Origin of the sequence: Acidicapsa ligni (assembly GCF_025685655.1) — a bacterium.
GTDB lineage: Bacteria > Acidobacteriota > Terriglobia > Terriglobales > Acidobacteriaceae > Acidicapsa > Acidicapsa ligni.
Genome location: NZ_JAGSYG010000005.1, coordinates 308,917 through 328,890, shown reverse-complemented (window position 1 = coordinate 328,890; position 19,974 = coordinate 308,917). Strand labels below are relative to the sequence as shown.

14 protein-coding genes are annotated in these 19,974 nt (G+C 53.5%); 8 read left to right on the top strand and 6 right to left on the bottom strand.

What is annotated here, in order from left to right:
* The first annotated feature begins 27 nt into the window (after nucleotides 1-27).
* Nucleotides 28-1,155, top strand: coding sequence for a c-type cytochrome (locus OHL19_RS18210; RefSeq protein ID WP_263359235.1), 1,128 nt, complete (start codon nucleotides 28-30; stop codon nucleotides 1,153-1,155).
* Between the two features lie 54 nt (nucleotides 1,156-1,209).
* The gene (locus tag OHL19_RS18205; protein WP_263359234.1) at nucleotides 1,210-2,814 is read left to right on the top strand and encodes an acido-empty-quinoprotein group A; all 1,605 of its coding nucleotides are present in this window, start codon (nucleotides 1,210-1,212) and stop codon (nucleotides 2,812-2,814) included.
* 96 nt (nucleotides 2,815-2,910) lie between these two features.
* Here the strand turns inward: OHL19_RS18205 and OHL19_RS18200 are convergent, their stop codons facing one another.
* The 3 genes from OHL19_RS18200 to OHL19_RS18190 are packed head-to-tail and all read right to left on the bottom strand — an operon-like array spanning nucleotide 2,911 to nucleotide 5,371.
* Nucleotides 2,911-3,459 (bottom strand): carboxymuconolactone decarboxylase family protein, encoded by a 549-nt coding sequence (locus OHL19_RS18200; RefSeq protein ID WP_263359233.1) that lies wholly within the window; start codon nucleotides 3,457-3,459, stop codon nucleotides 2,911-2,913.
* A gap of 3 nt (nucleotides 3,460-3,462) precedes the next feature.
* Entirely contained in the window at nucleotides 3,463-4,044 is a 582-nt protein-coding gene (locus tag OHL19_RS18195) for a carboxymuconolactone decarboxylase family protein (RefSeq protein WP_263359232.1), read from the bottom strand.
* Nucleotides 4,045-4,051: 7 nt separating this feature from the next.
* Nucleotides 4,052-5,371: an APC family permease gene (locus OHL19_RS18190; RefSeq protein WP_263359231.1), complete on the bottom strand. Its 1,320-nt coding sequence runs from the start codon at nucleotides 5,369-5,371 to the stop codon at nucleotides 4,052-4,054.
* Nucleotides 5,372-5,642: 271 nt separating this feature from the next.
* Between OHL19_RS18190 and OHL19_RS18185 the strand changes: the two genes are divergently transcribed.
* From OHL19_RS18185 to OHL19_RS18170, 4 genes are all read left to right on the top strand, one after another.
* Complete coding sequence (locus OHL19_RS18185; protein WP_263359230.1) at nucleotides 5,643-8,840, top strand: TonB-dependent receptor; 3,198 nt, start codon at nucleotides 5,643-5,645, stop codon at nucleotides 8,838-8,840.
* A gap of 90 nt (nucleotides 8,841-8,930) precedes the next feature.
* Nucleotides 8,931-9,527: a carboxymuconolactone decarboxylase family protein gene (locus OHL19_RS18180; protein ID WP_263359229.1), complete on the top strand. Its 597-nt coding sequence runs from the start codon at nucleotides 8,931-8,933 to the stop codon at nucleotides 9,525-9,527.
* On the top strand, nucleotides 9,524-10,138 hold the full coding sequence (locus OHL19_RS18175; protein ID WP_263359228.1) for a carboxymuconolactone decarboxylase family protein: 615 nt from the start codon (nucleotides 9,524-9,526) through the stop codon (nucleotides 10,136-10,138). The genes OHL19_RS18180 and OHL19_RS18175 overlap by 4 nt, the downstream gene beginning before the upstream one ends.
* Before the next feature lie 35 nt (nucleotides 10,139-10,173).
* Nucleotides 10,174-11,733 (top strand): alpha/beta hydrolase, encoded by a 1,560-nt coding sequence (locus OHL19_RS18170; protein WP_263359227.1) that lies wholly within the window; start codon nucleotides 10,174-10,176, stop codon nucleotides 11,731-11,733.
* Nucleotides 11,734-11,855: 122 nt separating this feature from the next.
* On the opposite strand, the gene OHL19_RS18165 is transcribed toward OHL19_RS18170, so the two are convergent.
* The 3 genes from OHL19_RS18165 to OHL19_RS18155 all read right to left on the bottom strand — a co-directional run bounded on the left by OHL19_RS18165 (nucleotide 11,856) and on the right by OHL19_RS18155 (nucleotide 15,691).
* The gene (locus OHL19_RS18165; protein ID WP_263359226.1) at nucleotides 11,856-12,773 is read right to left on the bottom strand and encodes a tetratricopeptide repeat protein; all 918 of its coding nucleotides are present in this window, start codon (nucleotides 12,771-12,773) and stop codon (nucleotides 11,856-11,858) included.
* A gap of 120 nt (nucleotides 12,774-12,893) precedes the next feature.
* Nucleotides 12,894-13,406, bottom strand: coding sequence for a hypothetical protein (locus OHL19_RS18160; protein WP_263359225.1), 513 nt, complete (start codon nucleotides 13,404-13,406; stop codon nucleotides 12,894-12,896).
* A gap of 41 nt (nucleotides 13,407-13,447) precedes the next feature.
* The gene (locus OHL19_RS18155) at nucleotides 13,448-15,691 is read right to left on the bottom strand and encodes a tetratricopeptide repeat protein (RefSeq protein ID WP_263359224.1); all 2,244 of its coding nucleotides are present in this window, start codon (nucleotides 15,689-15,691) and stop codon (nucleotides 13,448-13,450) included.
* 517 nt (nucleotides 15,692-16,208) lie between these two features.
* Here OHL19_RS18155 and OHL19_RS18150 point away from each other — a divergent pair.
* Nucleotides 16,209-18,131: a CRTAC1 family protein gene (locus tag OHL19_RS18150; RefSeq protein WP_263359223.1), complete on the top strand. Its 1,923-nt coding sequence runs from the start codon at nucleotides 16,209-16,211 to the stop codon at nucleotides 18,129-18,131.
* Between the two features lie 56 nt (nucleotides 18,132-18,187).
* Nucleotides 18,188-19,960 carry a tetratricopeptide repeat protein gene (locus tag OHL19_RS18145; RefSeq protein WP_263359222.1) on the top strand — a complete coding sequence of 591 codons (1,773 nt, stop codon included), beginning with the start codon at nucleotides 18,188-18,190 and terminating at the stop codon, nucleotides 19,958-19,960.
* Nucleotides 19,961-19,974 lie beyond the last annotated feature (14 nt).

Genomic DNA, 19,974 nt, shown 5'->3' with positions numbered 1-19,974 from the left:
TGAGAGGGTTTTACGTTGGAACAGGGTATGAATCGATATCGGGTTGCAGCAGTTCTGGCCTTGATTGCATCAGGATTCATGATCTATCAGGGCACCGAGCGGCCGGTTCACGCGGCTGCACACGGCTCCTCTTCTGGAAGCATGGCTTCGGCGTCCCAGGCGATGCAGCAGCCGCCTGCAGGCCCGGTTGACGCGGGCGCGATCTCGTATGCCAAGCACTGCGCCATCTGTCATGGCGATCAGCGCGAAGGCATTTTGCCTGCGTTCCCACCTCTGCTGGGCATTCAGCGGCAGTTGACGGACGAGAAGCTTACGGCTTTCATCTACACGGGCAAGGGCCGCATGCCTGGATTCCCGAAGATCTCCAAAGATGAAATGACCGCGCTGTTGCATTACCTGACCACGACCGATCAGCCTGCCCCTGAAACCACATCCGCGGTTGGGGCCAGCGGATCGAATGCGGCTCTGCATTCTTCCCGCCTGTCGGCAGCAGGGAGTTCGCTCTTTCAGCAGAACTGCGCCTTCTGCCACGGCCGGGATGCGATGGGTGGCGAAACCGGGCCTGACCTGACGCAATCCAAACTGGTGCAAGGCGATAAGAATGGCGACGCGATTTCAGGCGTGGTACGCGAAGGCCGGCCAGAAAAGAAGATGCCTGCCTTCAACTTTTCCAGCCAGGAATTGCTGAGCCTCGTCGCATTCATTCGCGAGCGTGAGACAGCAGCAGCATCCATGAAGGGCAACCGTCGCGGAGTCGCCGTAGCAGACCTGCAAACCGGCAACGCGCAAGCGGGTAAAACCTATTTCAACGGAGCGGGCGGATGCAGCAAATGCCATTCGCCTTCGGGTGACCTTGCAGGAATAGCGAACCGTTTTGAAGGGCTGCGGCTTGAAGAGCGCATGCTTTATCCCAGCGGCGCCAAGAGTAAGCTTACGGTCACCATTGCGCCCGGAAAAACGATCAGCGGCACGCTCGCCTATCGCGATGAGTTCACCGTCGGCATGCGGGATGCCGACGGCACCTATCGTTCGTGGGCCACGAACCGCGTGAAATACACGGTGGATTCTCCCGTTCAGGCGCATGTGGAGCAGTTCCCCAAGTACACGGACGACGACATCCATAACCTGATGGCCTATCTGCAGACGCTGCGTTAGGCCGTTGAGTTCTAGTCAAATGTCGCTCAAGTCACGAGAGGTTCTGTCATCGATATGAAGCTGCTGAAAAACACACTGACTATTGCCGCACTTTCCATGAGCGCATTTGCGGTGCTCGCGACAGCGCCATACAAGCTTGACGCTCAGAATCTCGATAACGCGCAGATACTGCATCCTGCGCCGGATACCTGGCCGCTCTATCACGGAGACTACTCGGGCAGGCGGCACGTTCATCTCAAGCAGATTACACCGCAGAATGTCGGCAACCTGAGCCTGGCGTGGGCCTTTCAAACCAACCAGGCGGCATCGATCAAGTCTTCGCCGCTGCTCGTGGATGGCGTGCTCTACTTCACGGTGCCAGACAATATCTGGGCAGTCGATGCGCGGTCGGGGCACATGCTCTGGCACTACAACAAGCCGACGACGCAAGGCGACCATATCGGCCAGCGTGGCGTGGCCATGTATAAGGGCTGGCTCTATTTCGTTACACCGGATTGCCACTTGATTTCGCTGAACGCGAAGGATGGTACCGTCCGCTGGAACCAGTTGATCGCCGACGTAAGCAAAGGCTATTGGACCACGATGTCTCCGCTGGTTGTCGGCAATCACGTCATCGTCGGCGTCTCTGGCGACTTCGATAATCTCAATGGCTATCTTCGTTCCTTCGATCCAGAGACAGGCTCGACGCAGTGGCAGTGGGACAGCACTCCGCCAGCCGGAACGCCGAACATGACCACGGGCGGCATGACGTGGATGACCGGCACGTATGATCCGGATCTGAATCTCATTTACTGGGGGACAGGAAATCCTACGCCCGTCCTGAACGGAAAGAGTCGCCCAGGCGATGATCCCTGGACTTGCAGCATTGTCGCTCTCAATCCCGATACCGGCAAACTGGTATGGGGCTTCCAGGTCTCTCCGCACGACACGCATGATTGGGATGCCGTCGAAACCCCCGTCCTTGTCGATGCCAATTTTCAAGGTAAGCCGCGCAAGCTGCTGATGCAGGCCTCGCGCAACGGCTATTTCTTTGTGCTGGATCGTATCAGCGGCAAGAGCCTGCTCACGCTGCCTTATGGCCCAACCAACTGGGCTACGGGCATTGATAAAGATGGCAGACCGATTCCGAATCCCGATAAAGAGCCCGCGCCGGATGGACGCATTATCGCTCCCGACGAAGGTGGTCTCACCAACTATCGCGCGCCCAGCTTCGATCCTAAGACCGGCTTGTTCATCGTTGATGCGCACCCAAGTTGGAGCCTCTATTTTGCCAAGGCCGCTGACGGCAATTACGGCTGGGCCGGCGCGGATTACGGAGTATGGGGCAAGGGCGTCATTGAGGCAATCGATTACCAGACAGGCAAGATTCGCTGGAGTCACGAGCTTGGCGATGGCGGCTCAGGCGCAGGCGTCATGACAACCGATTCAGGCTTGACCATCACTGGTGATGGCGCCGGTAACGTGCTTGCGCTGGATACAAGCAATGGCAAGACCCTGTGGCATGCGGGTACTGGGTCGGGCATGCAGAGTTCGCCGATCTCCTACGAACTCGATGGCCGCCAGTACATCATGACCGGCAACGGTGGAGTGCTCTTCGCATGGGCACTGCCTGAGAGCGCCGCGTCAACGAAACATGCCGCCCCACCGACAGATAAGTAAGACGCACAGGTTAGCTTTGCCGAAAGTAAAAACGAGCGCAGCGGAAACGCTGGCGCTCGTTTTTATTTCCGGAACAGGTGGAGTCGTTCATGACCACTAAGCAGCAGTCATGGATGATTTCCGATAACCCTCGCTTGCCAGGTGTTTGCCCATCTCCTCGTACATACCCTCTTGGCGCGGCTGCCACGTTGCCAGTCCATCGACATAGCGGTTGTACATGCAGAAAGCAGCAGCAATCAGCACCGTGTCATGAATCTCCATATCTGTGGCGCCAAGTTCCTTCGCAGCGTCTACGTCCTGCTTAGTGACGTGCTTCCCATCGCTCTGCACCTTGCCTGCAATGACCAGCAAGGCCTTCAGCTTGTCAGAGATGTCAGCATGCTGAAAGTCGGCCTTGACCTGCTTGACGGTGCTGCTGTTTCCCAGGTGACACGCAGCCGCTGCTCCATGACTGGTCTGGCAAAAATAGCAATCGTTCAGAGACGACACATAGGTCGCAATCAGCTCTCGTTCACCGGGATTGAGACTGTTGGGTTCATGTAGCAGAACATGCGCCAATTCACGCATGGGCTTCGCCGTCTCAGGCCGAAAGGCGAACCCGGCGCTGATTCCTGGCAGTCCAGCGGGAAGATCAATGTGTGGCATAGTTCAGGCTCCTTGCGTCTCAAGCTCAGCTTGTGGAATGTATTCCTTGCTCATGGTCACATAGCCTTCTCGCGCGGTCTTTTTACCACGTTCGCGATAAAGGTCTTCTTCTTGCGGCTGCCACGTCGCGAGGCCATCGACGTAGCGGTTATACATGCAAAAGGCCGCTGCAATCAGAACTGTATCGTGTATCTCGACGTCCGTCGCACCAACCTTGCGAGCCTCTTCCACATCCTGCGCAGTCACATGCTTGCCTCCGCGCTGCACCTTGCCTGCAATGACCAGCAACGCCTTCAGCTTGTCAGAGATGCCAGCATGCTGAAAGTCGGCCTTGACGCGCTTGACGAGATCTTCATCGCCATCGAGATGCGCCGCCGCAATTGCACCGTGCACTGTCTGGCAGAAGTAGCAGTCGTTCAACGACGAGACATACGTAGCAATCAATTCGCGCTCTGCCGGATCGAGAGAGTTAGGCGCGTGCAGCAAAATCTCTGCAAGTTCATTAAGCGGCTTGGCCGTCTCAGGCCGAAAAGCCATTGGCCCACGAATCCCTTGCAGACCTTCGGGCAGTTGAATATGTGGCATGTTGAACTTATCCCCTTTCGGATGTGAGCGGCACAACGGCTGGACGAGGCATGAGAAACCTGCGCAGTGGAATTCCGCATAGAACGATGCCAACCCCTGCCAGCGCAGGCAATGGATCGTGCATAAGAATGAGCAGCGCAATTACCGCACAGCAAGCGATGAACAGGATCGGAGCCATAGGAAACCACCAGCCTCGAACAGGTTCCTTTGTGCGAAAAAGAGTGGTAGCAGTTAGCGCGAGAAAGACAACTGCCGAGAAGATAATGTATGCCAGGACACGATCAAATGCACCCAGCAGCAGCACTCCCAGGGAAAGGGCTGTTTGCAGCAGGATCGCATTGATCGGCGTTCCCAGGCGCGGATGTAACTTGCCGAATGCAGGAAAGAACGCGCCCGACTGGGCCATCGCATAACAGACACGCGGCGCAGCCATGGTGAGAGCAGCGATGCCTCCGCAGACACAGAGCAATACGCAAATGGAAAGTACACGAGCACCTGCTGAGCCGAACAATACTCCGCCAAACTGCGCGACAAATGCAGTGTTCGATGTTAGTTGCTCAATCGGCAGCACAGAGAGAAACGCCGCGCTGATCAACAGGTAAACAGCAGTTACGATTGCAACTCCGCCAAGGAAAGCCAGCGGCAGATTGCGGCGAGGGTTGCGAACTTCTCCTGCGATTTTGCTTGCTTCCCACCATCCGCCAAAGCTGAAAAATGCGCTGATGATTCCGCCTGCAATCGCTGGAACAATTGCGTCAGAACCGGGACGACGCGGCGTCAGTGGCAACAGGTTGTAAATATGCGCGTGACCTGAGACGACGGCCCAACCTACCAACGAGAACAACACCGCCAACTTCAACATGTTGGCAAACGACATGATCGCTCCGCTCAACCGCGTACCGAGCAGATTGATTCCGCAGAACAAACCAAGAATCACAAATGGAGCAATGGAAACAGCCTGCGGGCTTAGCGGCAGCACCTGTGCCAGGTACGGCGCCGCGCCTACAGCAAGCGCGGCAGCCACCCCCGGATACATCACAATCGAACTCATCCATCCGTAAAGGAAAGCAAGCTGTTCGCCGTATCCCTCGCGCAAGTAGACATACTCGCCGCCTGATTCTGGAAACCGTATCGCCAGTTCGGAATAGCAAAGTGCGCCGCACATGGCCATGAAAGCCATGCCCAGCCATATCAACCCAAGCAACATAGGAGAGCCGAGCGACTTAGCCATTGCCGCAGGAGTAAGAAAAATTCCAAGTGCGATTGATTCGCCTGTCACCACAGCGACAGCAGCCGCCAATCCTAACTGTCTTGATTGATTCGCCACGTCGAAAATCCTACGTGGCGACCACCCAACCCGCATCCATCGAAAGGATGAGCCACGCGGTACGCAGACAGATATTGCGCTCCTTCCCATCTCTCCATCGTTAGGTGGGGGCCAATCCCCACACCCTGATGGAGGACAGAGGTGCTTCACTCCTATAGATTTGGTCGGTCGCAGCCTAACGAAAATCCAGATGCCTCTTCCTGAAGTTGCGGGCTTAACGCCCCGCTGGGCTGTACGTTGCTGCCAATCTCGAGAACGTGGGGATGCTTCAATGCTCAAGATAAGTCGATTCGTTTTTCTATTCGTCGTCCTAAGTCTGGTTGCACGTTTTGTTCATGCACAGATACCAACAGGCAGTCTCAATGGCATCGTGACCGACCCCAAAGATGCCATCGTGGTCGGTGCCCACATCACAGCATTGAGCGTCACGCAGGGCGTGTCGCGTGAGACCGTGACGAACACGGATGGTCTGTATGCTCTCTCCAATCTTCCCGTCGGCGCGTATGACCTGAAAATCGAGCAGTCTGGATTTGGAATCAGCGAATTCAAAGGCGTCGTCATTGAGGCTGGCCGTACGACCACAGTGGATGCGCACCTGATGGTTGCCAATTCTGGAACCACGGTAGCCGTCAACGCATCCGCGGTAAACCTCGATCTAACGCAATCCATGATCCAGGGACAAATCACGTCAAAGACAATCGATAGCATTCCTCTCAATGGCCGCAATTTTCTGGAGCTTGCCTATCTTGTCCCCGGCAATCGTCCCGCGCCGACGTTTGATCCAACCAAGACCAACACGCTTGAAGTAAGTTCCGCAGGCGGCTTCGGTCGTGGAGGTAACATCACCGTCGATGGCGGCGATAACAACGATGAAGTTGTCGGCGGAACACTGGCCAATTTTCCTGAGGATTCCGTGCAGGAGTTTCAAATCGCCACTGGCCGATTCACCGCCGAGGTTGGTCGCTCCGGCAACAGCATCGTAAACATCGTGACCAAGGCCGGTGCAAACGCCTATCACGGCTCTGTCTTTTTCTTCGAGCGAAATCGCAACCTGCAAGCGCTGCCTGCTACCTTCAATCGTGATTTGCCAACTCCACCCTTTGACCGCGAACAGTTCGGCGGATCCATCGGCGGCCCCATTGCCACCGATCATGCATGGTGGTTTTCATCCGTTGAGTATCGCAACCAGAACGCATCTATCCAAACCGGTACGCGTGACTTCGCAAGCGGCACCATCCTCAACTCTGCCGCCTCTGCGCCGCTACGCGATGCACTGTGGTCAACGCGTTTCGATGATCAGATCAGCGAACACAATCGCCTGATGGTGCGCTATTCCTTCAACCGCTCAACGGACACGGCAGAGGCCTCACCATCGGAAAGCACACCAGCCTTCACCGCAGCAGAACGGCAGAATTCGCTGAACCGCTTTAACTCCATCGTCGCTAACTTCAACTCCGTACTCTCGCCCACCAAGGTCAATGACCTTTCTTTCCATTACGACAATTTTTATAACAACATCCCCACGTATCCGCAGGATTCTCCAACGACTGATCCAGCGTCCCTTGGCCTCACGAATGAGTTGATTTTCCCCGATCTCGCGGATGGTGAGAACTTCAATCTTCCACAAGCCACGCATCTCGATCGCTACCAGGTACGCGACGCTCTTTCATGGGTGCTCGGAAAACATACATTGCGCATCGGAGGCGAGTTCCAACACTACACGGCAAATGGCGAACTGAATATCTTCGGCACCGGCACTCTAATCCTTGTTTCGAACTTTGGATTTGCAGATCTGAATGGAGATGGTCAGGTCAATGATCTCGACATCCCGATTGCCGTTGCACTCAAGAGCAGCGCGCCCGTTATGCCGATTCCAATTCCAACCGTTTTCGATAGTTATGTCGCTGGCTACGTGCAGGACGACTGGCGTGTTCATCCAAGGCTCACGCTCAATCTCGGCCTCCGTTGGGAGTACGACTCGAACCTCACCGGCAATTCCAGCGCGCATGATCCATGCCCTAGCCTGACGGTTGAGCCAACCAGGCCATGCACCTGGATGGCTAACGTCATCGACCTCAAGAAGACTCCGGATAAGAAAGACTTCGCGCCACGTGTAGGATTTGTCTTTGATCCACTCGGCAAGGGCAAGACTGCTATCCGTGGTGGCTATGGCATCTACTACGATCGCATCATTCTTGAGGCTGGCGCAGAAGAGCTCGTGCAGAATGATCGCGCACTCACCGTCACGCAGTACGGAGGCTCAAGCTGCAACTCGCCATTCGTACCCGACGGTGCAAGTATCAACGCATGTTTTGCGCCTATGGCCAGTTTTGCAGCAGGCAGCCCAACCCTGTCGAACGCATTCAGCGGGCCGCATCAGACCGGAGGAGTCGGCATTCTGGCAATGGGGCCCAATGCGCATCATCCACTCTTCCAGCAGTTCTCGCTTGGCGTACAGCAACAGGTTGGCAGCAATTGGCTCATTTCAGCGGATGGCTTGCATGTCTTTGCAACACGGCAAATCATAGGTCATCTCCTGCGCGATACAACCTCCACCTCGCCGGACATTACATGCCCCGGCAACAATCAACCATGCGTCATCACCGATCCCCTCAGTGGAATCTCGGACAACATCACCCTGCTGCAATCACAGGCAAAGTCCTGGTATGACGGTCTGATCACCAGCGTCGGGCATCGTCCCACGAAGGTTGGCCCGATAAGCTACCAATACAACATCAGCTACACACTCTCAAAAACGTTTGATTTCTCTGACGATGACCAACTCGACTCGACTGCCGATGAACAAGTCGATCTCGTAGAAGGCATCAACGATCTGCGCATGGAGAAAGGCTACGCTGTAACGGATGAACGCCATCGCCTGACGCTTTATGGAGAAGCACAGTTGCCGTGGCGCCTGTCCCTCGCACCGATCTATACCTACGGATCAGGCGTGGCGGCAGATACCTTTCTTCCTGGCACGGGCAGCATCAATGGCTCAAGCGGTTCTCGCCTCCCGCTGCTGCAACGCAACACCATCGGACGCGATATCAAAAACAGCAATCAGCTCAATGCTGTCATCGATCGCTGGAATGCATTGCCCGCATGCCCTGCAGCGTTTCCCTGCCTTGCTGGTGGCACACTCCAGCATGTACCTGCAGGCATCAACTTCTACAGCCCATTCAGCTCGCTTGATCTTCGCCTCAAAAAAGAGATCAGCCTTTGGGAACATGCGAAGCTGAGCTTGATCGGTGAAGGGTTCAACATGTTCAACGAAACGAATATTCGCGGATCGAGTAACAGCAACTATGCCGGACGCAATATCTCCATCAGCCCATATCAACCGGCATCCGATGGCCAGCCCGCGCAAAGCGTGCAGGCGAACTTCTATTCGCCCGTGAGTACCGCTGGCGGATTCTTCGGATCAGGCGGACCACGCGCATTTCAGTTCGCCGCGCGAATCGAGTTTTAACAGGGGTGACTCTTGGTATTGCCCGAGTACGAAAAACTATCACGTCTTTCCCATAAAAAACGCCAGCCTTCCTCCACGAATCTCCCGGTCGTGGAGGAAAACGAAGCGAGTGGCGAAGTAGCGGAACTCTACGAACATTTCCGTTCTCACTTCGGCAGGCCGGACGTGCCCGGAATTTTGAAGTGCTTCGCGACGCACCCTCCAATGCTGCGTCACATGATGGACCTAGCCGAGAGCCTGCTCTTCGCCGATGGTCACTTGAATCGCCGCCACAAAGAAATGATCGCGACATTTGTCTCCACACTGAATGCCTGTGTCTATTGCGCAGACAGTCATGGCTATTTTCTTCGCATGCATGGCGGATCATCCGAACTGCTGTGCGCGCTGCAACAGAACGACATTGCATCCTCCACACTCACCACCGCAGAACAAGCTCTGCTCAAGTTCGCAGCCAGAGTGAATGATGATTCGCAGGAGATCAGAGCGATCGAGATAGATGTATTAAAACAAGCAGGCTGGGACGAAGCGCAGATCGCCGAGGCCATCCACATCGTAGCTCTCTTTGCCACATTTAATCGCGTAGCCAATGCCTTTGGACTTTCATCTCAAGGACTGCTCCGCAGTATGCAAGATGAAACAGTTATCGCGAATGAAAATGCAATTGAATCCAACGGGAGTATCCAATGAGGACTGTACAATCCGCAGCTTCCCTGTTCCTGGCTGATGTGGAAAACAACCCGCAGCCCAGCCCTTATTTCGATTTGATAGCTGCGGCAAAATCATCTGGAGCGGAGTATTGGCGCATCTGGAACCTGCTCGCATTTCGACCCAAAGCATCGCATTATCTGGCTGCCTTTTCGCATGAAATCATGCATGAAGACGCGCCCATCAGCAAGGCCATGCGAGAGCTGATTGCGACTTACACTTCGTCGCTCAATCGTTGCGAATTTTGCATGAAAGCACACGCCGCAGTGGCCGCGCATTTGTTCGGCGATGAAGCTCTCGTATGGAGCGTGGTGCGAGATCTGGAGACTTCACCGCTGGCAGAGAAAGACAAAGCCATCCTGCGTTTTGTGCATAAACTCACACTAAACTCCGGCTCGATTGATGAAGCAGATGTAGCGATCCTGCATAGCGTCGGATGGGACGATACATCCATTTACTACGCCATAGCAGCCTGCGGTCTATTCAACTTTTACAATCGCTTCGTCTCCGGCAACGGAGTGAAGCCTGTCTCAGACGCAGCATTCAAGCGTCTTGGCGCACGCATGGCAGAAAGAGGATATTTACGCGACTAAGCAATTACCACCAAAACACTCCAGCCTTTAAGCTATTGTCTAAACGCAGATTCCTCGGCCTGGTGCTCGTCTTTTTTTACGCCCTTACGTTGCCCGCGCAGACAGTAAGCGCTCCACCTCAGCATACATTTTTTCATGTTACTCTTGACGCCAAATTCAAATCTCCAGTCTCCGGACGACTGCTTGTGTTCATCGGTATGCAACCGGAGAACACCTCTTCCGTCGACATGGACATGATGTCTATCTCCAGCGTCTATATTGCCGCCAAGGAGTTGCCGCAGCTTACCCCAGGTGAAACAGTCGATATCGATGCGAATGATATCGTGTTTCCTCAGCCACTTTCGCGAGCATCTGCGGGTACCTATAGAGTTCAGGCAGTTCTGGACATTCATCACAGTTATAACTACGACAGCCGCTCTTCGGGTGATCTTGCAAGTGAACCCGTGACTGTCACTCTTCCGTTTTCTACATCGCCAAGCCTTGCCCTCACCCAGGTAATACCTGAGCCGCCCGACGCACTCGCAAACAATCCTGAAGTAAATTCAGCCATCAAGCCACTGGACTTCACCAGCCCGCTACTCAGCAAGTTTTGGGGACGAGAGATACACATGCGCGGCTGGGTTCTGCTGCCTCCTGGCTATGCGACTCATCCCAACGAGCACTACCCTACCGTCTATTTCACGCATGGCTTCGGCGGTACCTTGCGAAGCCTCCGCGCACGCTTTGCGCCGATGTTCTACAACCGTATGAAGCAGGGGAGCATGCCCGAGATGATCTGGGTGCTTCTCGATGAGAGTAGCCCGACCGGCACACATGAGTTCGCCGACTCCGTTAACAATGGCCCGTGGGGAGCCGCATTAACAACCGAACTGATTCCAAATATCGAGGCCGCGTATCGCATGGATGCACGCACCTCAGGACGCTTTCTGCAAGGGCATTCCTCAGGTGGATGGGCAACCCTTTGGCTTCAAACGCGATATCCAAAAATTTTCGGCGGCACCTGGTCTACTTCACCCGACCCAAGTGATTTTCGTTTCTTCAGCACCATCGACATCTACACGCCACATGCCAACTTTTATCATGGCGCGGATGGTACACCGAATCCGATGATTCGCGATCAAGGCAAACCACGAGCCACAATGCAGCAGCTCGCTGAAGTCGAGACTGTTCTCGGCCCCTACGGCGGGCAGTTAGCTTCATTCGAATGGGTGTTCTCTCCACGCGGAGTAGATGGCCGCCCCGCACAGTTATTCAATCGCAGCACAGGTGAGATCGATCCAGCGGTCGCTTCGTATTGGCGCAATCACTATGACATTGTTCAACACCTGAATGCCGATTGGAGCACCATTGGGCCTGATCTGAAAGGTAAGATCCATCTCTTCGTTGGCACAGATGATACGTTCTATCTCGACGGCGCTGCGCACAGCCTGCAATCCACACTTGAGCAACTTGGAGGTGACGGTCATTTCACCTTCCTGCCCGGACGATCGCACTTCAATGTGTACAAAATCGGAGATGACCCATCAGCACTTTTTGATCAGATCGCCGCGGAGATGTACAAAGTCGCGAGGCCCGGATTCGTAAGTCCAAAATGACGATCCAGTAGTGTGAACCGGAATGGTGTGAGCCTCGAAGCTACAAACTCTAATTCGAGATCCACATCACTGGATCGGTCAGACCTCGACGTATGCAAGCTACCAAGATTCATTGCAAGATTTTATTTCCGCGATGCAGCTGTAATTTTCTCGGAAGCCTTGAACTCGATCATCGCTTCCGGCTTCTTACCCATATCTCGATAAGCCTGCCCGAGGAAGAAGTGACTCATCTGATTTCCTGGGTCCATCTGCACCGCGCGTTTTAAATAGATGGCTGCTGTTGCTGGATTGTCACGCTTCAGCAGCACCTGCCCAAGCAGAATATAAGGCCCAGTCATATCAGGCTCCAGAAGAATGGCGCGGTTAAGCGCATCCTGTGCCTTCTCGAATTGATTCTTCTGCAGCAACGTATCGCCCAATCGATCGTACGCAGGTCCATACATGGGATTGATTTTTGTCTCATGCTGAAACTCGTCCAATGCCTGGTCCAGGTTGCCTACGGAGAAATATATCTGGCCAAGCAGAAAATGAGCCTCTGGGATTTTGGGATTGATAGTGAGAGCCTTTTTCGCCATCTCTTGAGCCGCGGTAGAATTCTGCTCCCGCAATAACATACGCGCAAGAAGCAGATAGGAAGATGACGACTCTACATCCATTCCATAAAACCCCGCGAATGAGAGACGCGCATCGTCATAGCGATGCTCTTTCAAATAACACAAGGCCAGCACATAGGTTCCATTAATATTGAGGTTGCTTAAATTGGCATGAGACTGCTCCAGTAACGGCAATGCAGCAGCTGTTTTCCCCATTCTCAATAGAGTCACGCCCCTCAACTCCAACGATTCGCGATCGCTGGGATCGTCATGTAGCGCTGCTGCAAATGCCTTGTCTGCTTCTTCGAGATTCGTCTTGAGGTAGAAGATTTTGCCACGCAATCGATCGACACCCTTCGCAGCAGGATGTTGTTGCGCCAACGCATCCGTCGCTTTCAACGCTTCGTCTAACTGCCCTCGATCCACAAGGTGCTGTACCTCACTCACCGGCATGCTCTGGGCGGGTTGATGCGCCTGCTGTGCGATTGCCTGCGAGGTAAAGAATGCGAGAGAGCAGATAAAGCGTAGGTGTCTAATGGAGGTTGCTCCAGGGTTAGATCTTGAGAATTAGAAGAGACTGCCCGCGATCTGTTCGGCAACATTTCGAATTATACTTTCGGAGCCATCAAGATCCTCAGCGTGCGAGCGATCCCCTGTTTTTCGCGCCGACCACTTCAGGATAAATACTCTATCTCGTACTCTACCGATGATTTGCTCTGTGCTATATCCAGCCATCTCGCTCAAAGTACACTCCACAGCTTCGTTGCCAATACCTCTCAATGGCGTCGAAGTTGCCCCGCATGAGGAGCGAGCATTCTGGAAGTCCTTTTGTGATGTAGAGGATGTGCGCACGGCAATCTTCAGAGAAGATTTCGATCCTTCCCTCTCCAGCGTATAGTCACACGTCATATTTTCCGGCGTGGTGTGGGTTAGCCTTGCAACGACCGTTCCACCTAGCACACCGCCTGCTGTTGCAGCATTGAGCCACGGACAATTCTCTGCGTGACAATACGGTGAGACTACGATGAACGATCCAAAGATCAGTCCCAGCACCAGCCATGATTTGATCAACGATGACATCCTATTCCTTCGTCTTTTCCTGGTTATGAAACCGCCCATTCTTAGTACTGGCCACCGCTTCTAACCTCCTCATTGGAAAGATCCGAGTGTATATGCCACGGCACGCTTTCCGTGGATATCTCCGGATGCTTCCGTAGGAAATCAAGCGAGTATGTCGGCGCACCGGGATCAACCTTCTTGGTTACGAACATGGCCGATTCTCTCCTAGCCTTATCCTTCATTCCTGCACGGCGATACAGGATTGCAAGGTTATAGTGCGCAGCAAGATCATCGGGATCAATCTTCTGCAACTCTTCGAACTGCTCCATCGCCAGCTTCGGCTGATCCTGCTGGTAATACGAAATCCCCAGTTCTCGACGTGCATCCCGCGATTGCGGATACATTTCGACAACCTTTTTAAGATCTGCAATCTCCACTTCGGAGTGCGATAAACGGCGCTCGATAAGAGCCGAATAATACAGTGCTCGTACGCTATCAGGATTGAGAGCCAGCGCCTTATCCAGGACTGTCCTTGCATCGGTGAACTTTTCCCATTCAATGTTCGTCAGGCCAAGGTTTGTGTAACCGTCGGCGTAGTCGGGCCGAAGTTTGACTACCTCCTGAAAGGCATGGATAGCGTCTGGATACTGCAACTGATCAAGATAACCAATGCCTAAGTTATTCCAGCGCATCCAGTCCGGGTTATCGCCAGCATCCGGAGGCGTGATCTCGTTTTCACCGATCTTTAGAACCCGGCTGCGTGAAGCAAGCTCGATGATCGGATAATCCGGATGATCTTTGCCAAGCACGTTGTTGATGTAGCTTTGCCGAAGATGGCGATAGTTGACGCGAGCCGTTATTGTGATTGCATCCTTGATATCCGCAGGAATCTTAAACTCATAGCGCACCAGAGCAGAGCGGCCTGCTGCGACAGTGTTGTCATAGGCCACAGAATGTATGGTCCACACCTTGTGGTTATCTACAAACGTGCCTTCTGAATTAACCGGACGATTGGTAAAGCTATGGGCTCTCTCATCAAGCATCCCGTCCGGTTTGATAAATCCACTGTGGTAGATATCCTTCCCTGCACTATCTTTCACGGTGAACTCTACCCAGGCCTCGTATAGATCGCGCACCTCGGGAATCAACGAATGGCCGATGTTTTTGTTTTGAATTACCACTAGGGCCTGCACCACATCGCTCGGTTTAAGCGTGAAAGGTTTAGTGCCGAGTGGGGCGATCATTTCATCCTGGCCAGCAATCTGAAGCGCGAAGAGATCGACATTCAGATAGTTCCCTGAGCGCAGGAATGCAATGGTTTTCTGCAACTGCTCATCGAACCCATAGTAAAAAGGAACCGCAGTATTGCCAGCCTCCCAGCGATGCGATACGAAGGTGCCATTCTTGGCGCCCGGCTCGGGCAGCGTGTTTGCCGCGCGCTTCATGTGGCAACCCTGGCATGTGGTGAAATCTGCGCTATAAAAAGTCAGAGGATTACGTTGTGAGAATTTTGAATTTTGCCATTCATCGTATGTGGTGAATGCGCGAATCCACTTATAACCATTCAATGGAGTGGGAAGATTGGCCTTGTGACACGCTGCACAGAATTCAGGAGTTCGATAGAGCGGTTGCATGACAGCTTTTGCATGCCTGTCGGGATGCGCCAGAATATCAGCGTAAGGAACTTCTCCTGGAATACGCTTTCCATCCACATCTGTCATGACCGCCGGAACGCCCATAACATAACCGCCGTTACCGATGGTTGATTGCACCTTCTGTATCGAATGGCAAGTTGCACAGGTAAGTCCATCCTGATCGAACTTTCGGTCCACGATGGATTCCTGCGTGAGCCCACCGGAGAGAACAGCGATCGGATTATGGCAGCTATCACAGTGTCGCGCGAACTGAATTCCCTTCGTGTTCATCACGATGTTTACGCTAGCTCGATAGAACGGAGTTCGAAAGGAGTTGGAGTGAAGAGCCTGGCGCCATTGATGATAGGCTTCCTGGTGACAGTGACCGCAGTACTGAGCATTTGGAAAGGCACCGGGTTGGATGAAGTCGCCACCTTGAACGGTGGCATTTCCAGGTAGAGATATGTTTCCCTTCATCACCGAAAAGTTATAACTCTGCCGCACCTTATCTGCGTATGCTTTACGTTCGGCATTTAGACCTGCCTCGGACTGCGGTTCTGCCTGAATATATTCCGGCTGTTCGCTTTGACTATTCTGACTATATGGATATGCCTGTTGTGGATGGGGAGCTTTCTCTGTGTAGCTCGATTGCGCGGAGATATGGAAGGGCATGAAACAAATTATGGCGAGGAAGCATAAGAACAATCCGAGTAAAGATCGTGCCCTTGCATAGTGTGCGGCAAAAATCACTTGCATCTAAGCCCCCTGAGAACTTCACCCGTCTGATTGCTCGCGAGGAAACGACACGTAGTAGAGAAATCACATAGTCGGCTCCGCTCGCCGCATAGGCCGCTTTCTCTTTCCTGTCTCCGTTGATATTGAGCAAGATGATCGAGCCTGCGACTGCGAAATGAACAATATCGCAACCATGAGCCATCTGTCATCCCTCAGGAGGGCGAACGAAATATCAGCCTTTAGGCTGAGGCATTTGGAAGTTTCGCCGCTCGCTACAAGGCATTTATACCCGGCGGGGATTTTTTAAAACTCATCGAGCGGCTATCGAATTTCAGGAGTAGATGGCTATCTACATCGTTTGGCTGAGGTCTGGTCCATCCTATCAGTTGAAGACCGGATTGCTCGCCTTATCCATACTTGTTACGCTGTCAGTGTCTAATTACAGGTGTCGTCAATGTCATTCAGCTTGCGTACTAAAATTACGAACATCGCAGTTGCTTCAATCCTATTTGCGGCAGTGCTCCCAGCTGTAACTACTGCAGTTTATTCTCAGGACACTAAGACACCACCCAACAAGGCCCAGACAGCACCTACAGCGCTCGGCTCTGCGACTGGAGCGGCCCGTGCTGCCATCCTCGACAACCAGCAAAGACCTATTACCGCAGGCGGATTTGTGAAAGACGGCGCCCTGGTATTCAAGGATGTCTCCGAGAGCGCCGGGATCAGCACTTGGCATCATCACATGGGCAGCGTTCAGAAAGACTACATCCTCGACACGATTGGCTCTGGCGTTGCGTTGATTGATTACGACAAGGATGGATGGCTGGATCTCTACTTCGTCAACGGCTCAACCTATGAGGCACTGGCCGGTAAGGCAGACCCGCCACATGCCGCTCTTTTTCATAACAACCATGATGGAACCTTTACCGACGTTACAGCCAAAGCCGGCGTTAACAATGATCGGTGGGGATACGGCGTGGCAGTTGGTGATTACGATAACGATGGCTGGCCTGATTTATATGTAGCCAACTTCGGAAAAAATCGCCTCTATCACAACAACCATGATGGAACTTTTACCGATGTTGCGGAGCATGCTGGCGTCACGCTTGGTAACTGGTCTACTGGACCAAGCTTTGGAGATTATGACGGCGATGGCCTGCTCGATTTATTCGTTCCTGGATATATCCACTGGGATGTTGATAATCCTCCTCTGTCAGGAACAAAAGCTGTAGGCTATGCATTCTGTGAATTTCGCGGGGCAAAGACCATGTGTGGCCCGCGCGGCCTGCTAGGGGAAGCAGATCACCTGTTCCATAACAACGGAGACGGGACATTTACCGATGTAAGTGAAAAAGCAGGCGTCGGAGATGCGGATCACTACTATGGCTTTTCATCAACGTTTGTCGATGTAAATCACGATGGCAAAGTAGATCTGGTCGTGACGAACGATTCTTCCCCCAACTACCTGTATCTGAATAACGGAAATGGAACATTTGAAAACGCGAGTTTCTACTCCGGCTTTGCATTGAATCAAAGTGCTCGTGAGACCGCATCCATGGGGCTGGCCGTCGGGGATTATCTCAACAACGGCTCTGTCGATTTATTTACAACCACGTTTTCAGATGACTATGACACGCTCTTCAAGAATGACGGCGAAGGAAACTTTTCGGAGATTTCATCCAGACTGGGCCTCGCAGAACTGACATATCCATTCCTGAGCTGGGGCACACAATTCATCGATTACGACAATGACGGCTGGAAAGACCTGATGACAGTAAGTGGACACGTCTACCCTGCGGTTGACCAGCACGACTGGGGCACGACCTGGGCGGAGCGGCCGTTGTTGTTTCACAATGTCAATCATGGAAAACATTTCGACACTGTGCCGGCCGTCGAGGGTTCGGGCCTTGCTGACGTGATACCTGCTCGCGGCGCTGCTTTTGGAGATCTGTTTAACGATGGCAAAATCGACGTTGTAATCAACTGCATCGATCACTCTCCCGTGTTGTTACGCAATGTGAACGCTGACACAAATCACTGGGTCGGCCTGCAACTTATCGGGGGACCCAAAGGTCCGCGCGATGCTGTTGGCGCAACGGTATTTATAACTGCAGGCGGCATTCGGCAACGTGGGGATGTTATGAGCGGTGGCAGTTTTGAATCTTCAAACGATCAGCGGCTTCACTTCGGCATTGGACAGGCAACCTCGATCAGCACGGTTGAGATTCATTGGCCAGGAGGAGATGTGGAACATGTAAATCTCCCGGGTATCGATCGGATATTTGTCATTGAGCAGGGCAAGGGAGTCATGCCAAGTGTTTATGACAATGCCGGCCATCCACATACGAACCAGGCGCGCGGCGGACGCGGAGCCTAGTCTGCCGAACAGATGCTTCGCCTGCGCGGGTGGAGTTCAGGTAGGATGAATGCGCCATGCATTTGCTGTTTACTCGTTCCAATGCGCAGCGCATTACGTTCCTGCTACTCTACCTCACCGCTACGCATTGCGCTCTGCCCCAGGGGCCGTCGGCAGAACTCAAAGAGGCCGACACGTACTATCGCGCCGGCACAGCCGCACTCGCTCGCAACGACCTGCCTACAGCTCTGACAGACTTTCAAAAGGTCGTGCATCTCGCGCCCAAGGCTGAACAGGGCCATAGCGCAGTGGGCGCAGTGCTTGTGCGCATGGGGCGAACCGCCGAAGGCATTCGTGAACTCGAAACAGCGCTCTCGATCTTGCCCAGCGATAGCAGCGCGCAGATGAACCTTGCCTTGACCCTTGAACAAAATGGTCAACCGGCAAAAGCGCTCCCGTTCTTCTCAAAGCTCAATGCATCGGCTCACGCAGAGAAACGATCCCTCGCACTTCCATTGCTGCTCTCGTATGTTCGCGCACTCGCGGCAACCAAACAGTTTCATGAAGCTACAAAAGAGATGAAGGAAGCGGTCGAGAGAAATCCAAATAATGCAGAGTTACAGGATGAGCTCGGCTCTCTCTATGCACAGCAACAGGATTGGCCAGACGCGGAACATGTCTTTAGCCTCGTCGTAGAATCCAGGCCGGAATATGCAATAGCTCATCTTCATCTCGGCCTTGCACTACAGGCAGAAAACAAGGCCGGATCTCTTGACGAACTAGCCAAGGCATACCAACTCGCCCCAACCAGTTCGATGATTGCGCTGCAATTTGGCACGTCTCTTGCAAAGGCAGATCAGGATGAGCAGGCACTCCCTGTATTGAAGCACGCAATGGAACTGAATCCAGCATCGGTAGAAGTCGGTTATCAATTGGCTCTGGTGCTGCAACGTACAGGCCAGTTGGATGAAGCCATCGCTCTACTTAGAAAAGCAGCATCGGTGTCTCCGCAAAATATCGAGATACAGATCAACCTGGGGATGGCGCTTTGCCAGGCACAAAAGGCCAAAGATGCAGTTCCTATTCTCCAGCGCGCCGTGGAGTCTGCCCCAGAAAGTCCAACGGCTCATCAGGATCTCGCAGTGGCCTATATCCAGTTGAATCAGATTGACGATGCCATCACGCAGTTGCGCCTGGCACTTAAACTTCTACCTGACGCTCCGCAACTGCACTATAACCTCGGGCTTGCACTCAAGATGCAGGACGATGCTGTCGGCGCGATTCCAGAGCTTGAGAAAGCTCAATCACTCAATCCCAATGCGCCTGAACCGGCCTACATTCTAGGCGTGCTCTATATGCAGGTCGGCCGATATCTCGATGCCGCGCGAGAGCTGAATCTATCGCTCAAGTTGCGTCCGGAAAATGGAGATGGATGGGCGACTTTAGGAAGCGTCTATAACAAGCTCGATCAACTTCCTGAAGCAGCATCAGCGCTGGCCGAAGCGATACGACAGCTTCCGCAGCAACCGGATCCGCATCTCACGCTCGCGGCAGTTCTCGTAAAACAAAACAACGCAACCGAAGCCGTACAGGAACGCAAAAAGGCCGCAGATTTAATGCGCACAAGCATGAATCACCAGCGCGCCGAGGTTGCTACTAACTCGGCCAACGCGCAATTGAAGAGTGGTCACGTAGACGAGGCGATTGCTCAGCTTCGCGAAGCTATCAGCTACGATGCCGGCTATGCAGAGGCACATCTTGGCCTGGCGAGCGCGCTTGATCGACAGGGAAAATCCGTAGAAGCCGCCGCCGAACGCCACAAGGCAGATCAATTGCAATCCAGGCCATAACGTTGAACACTTCC

What these genes read in the sequence shown, in the direction of transcription:
- OHL19_RS18150 (WP_263359223.1), top strand. Translation starts at nt 16,209, where the DNA reads ATGTCATTCAGCTTGCGTACTAAAATTACGAACATCGCAGTTGCTTCA.
- OHL19_RS18195 (WP_263359232.1), bottom strand. Translation starts at nt 4,044, where the DNA reads ATGCCACATATTCAACTGCCCGAAGGTCTGCAAGGGATTCGTGGGCCA.
- OHL19_RS18205 (WP_263359234.1), top strand. Translation starts at nt 1,210, where the DNA reads ATGAAGCTGCTGAAAAACACACTGACTATTGCCGCACTTTCCATGAGC.
- OHL19_RS18200 (WP_263359233.1), bottom strand. Translation starts at nt 3,459, where the DNA reads ATGCCACACATTGATCTTCCCGCTGGACTGCCAGGAATCAGCGCCGGG.
- OHL19_RS18155 (WP_263359224.1), bottom strand. Translation starts at nt 15,691, where the DNA reads ATGCCCTTCCATATCTCCGCGCAATCGAGCTACACAGAGAAAGCTCCC.
- OHL19_RS18185 (WP_263359230.1), top strand. Translation starts at nt 5,643, where the DNA reads ATGCTCAAGATAAGTCGATTCGTTTTTCTATTCGTCGTCCTAAGTCTG.
- OHL19_RS18160 (WP_263359225.1), bottom strand. Translation starts at nt 13,406, where the DNA reads ATGTCATCGTTGATCAAATCATGGCTGGTGCTGGGACTGATCTTTGGA.
- OHL19_RS18175 (WP_263359228.1), top strand. Translation starts at nt 9,524, where the DNA reads ATGAGGACTGTACAATCCGCAGCTTCCCTGTTCCTGGCTGATGTGGAA.
- OHL19_RS18145 (WP_263359222.1), top strand. Translation starts at nt 18,188, where the DNA reads ATGCATTTGCTGTTTACTCGTTCCAATGCGCAGCGCATTACGTTCCTG.
- OHL19_RS18210 (WP_263359235.1), top strand. Translation starts at nt 28, where the DNA reads ATGAATCGATATCGGGTTGCAGCAGTTCTGGCCTTGATTGCATCAGGA.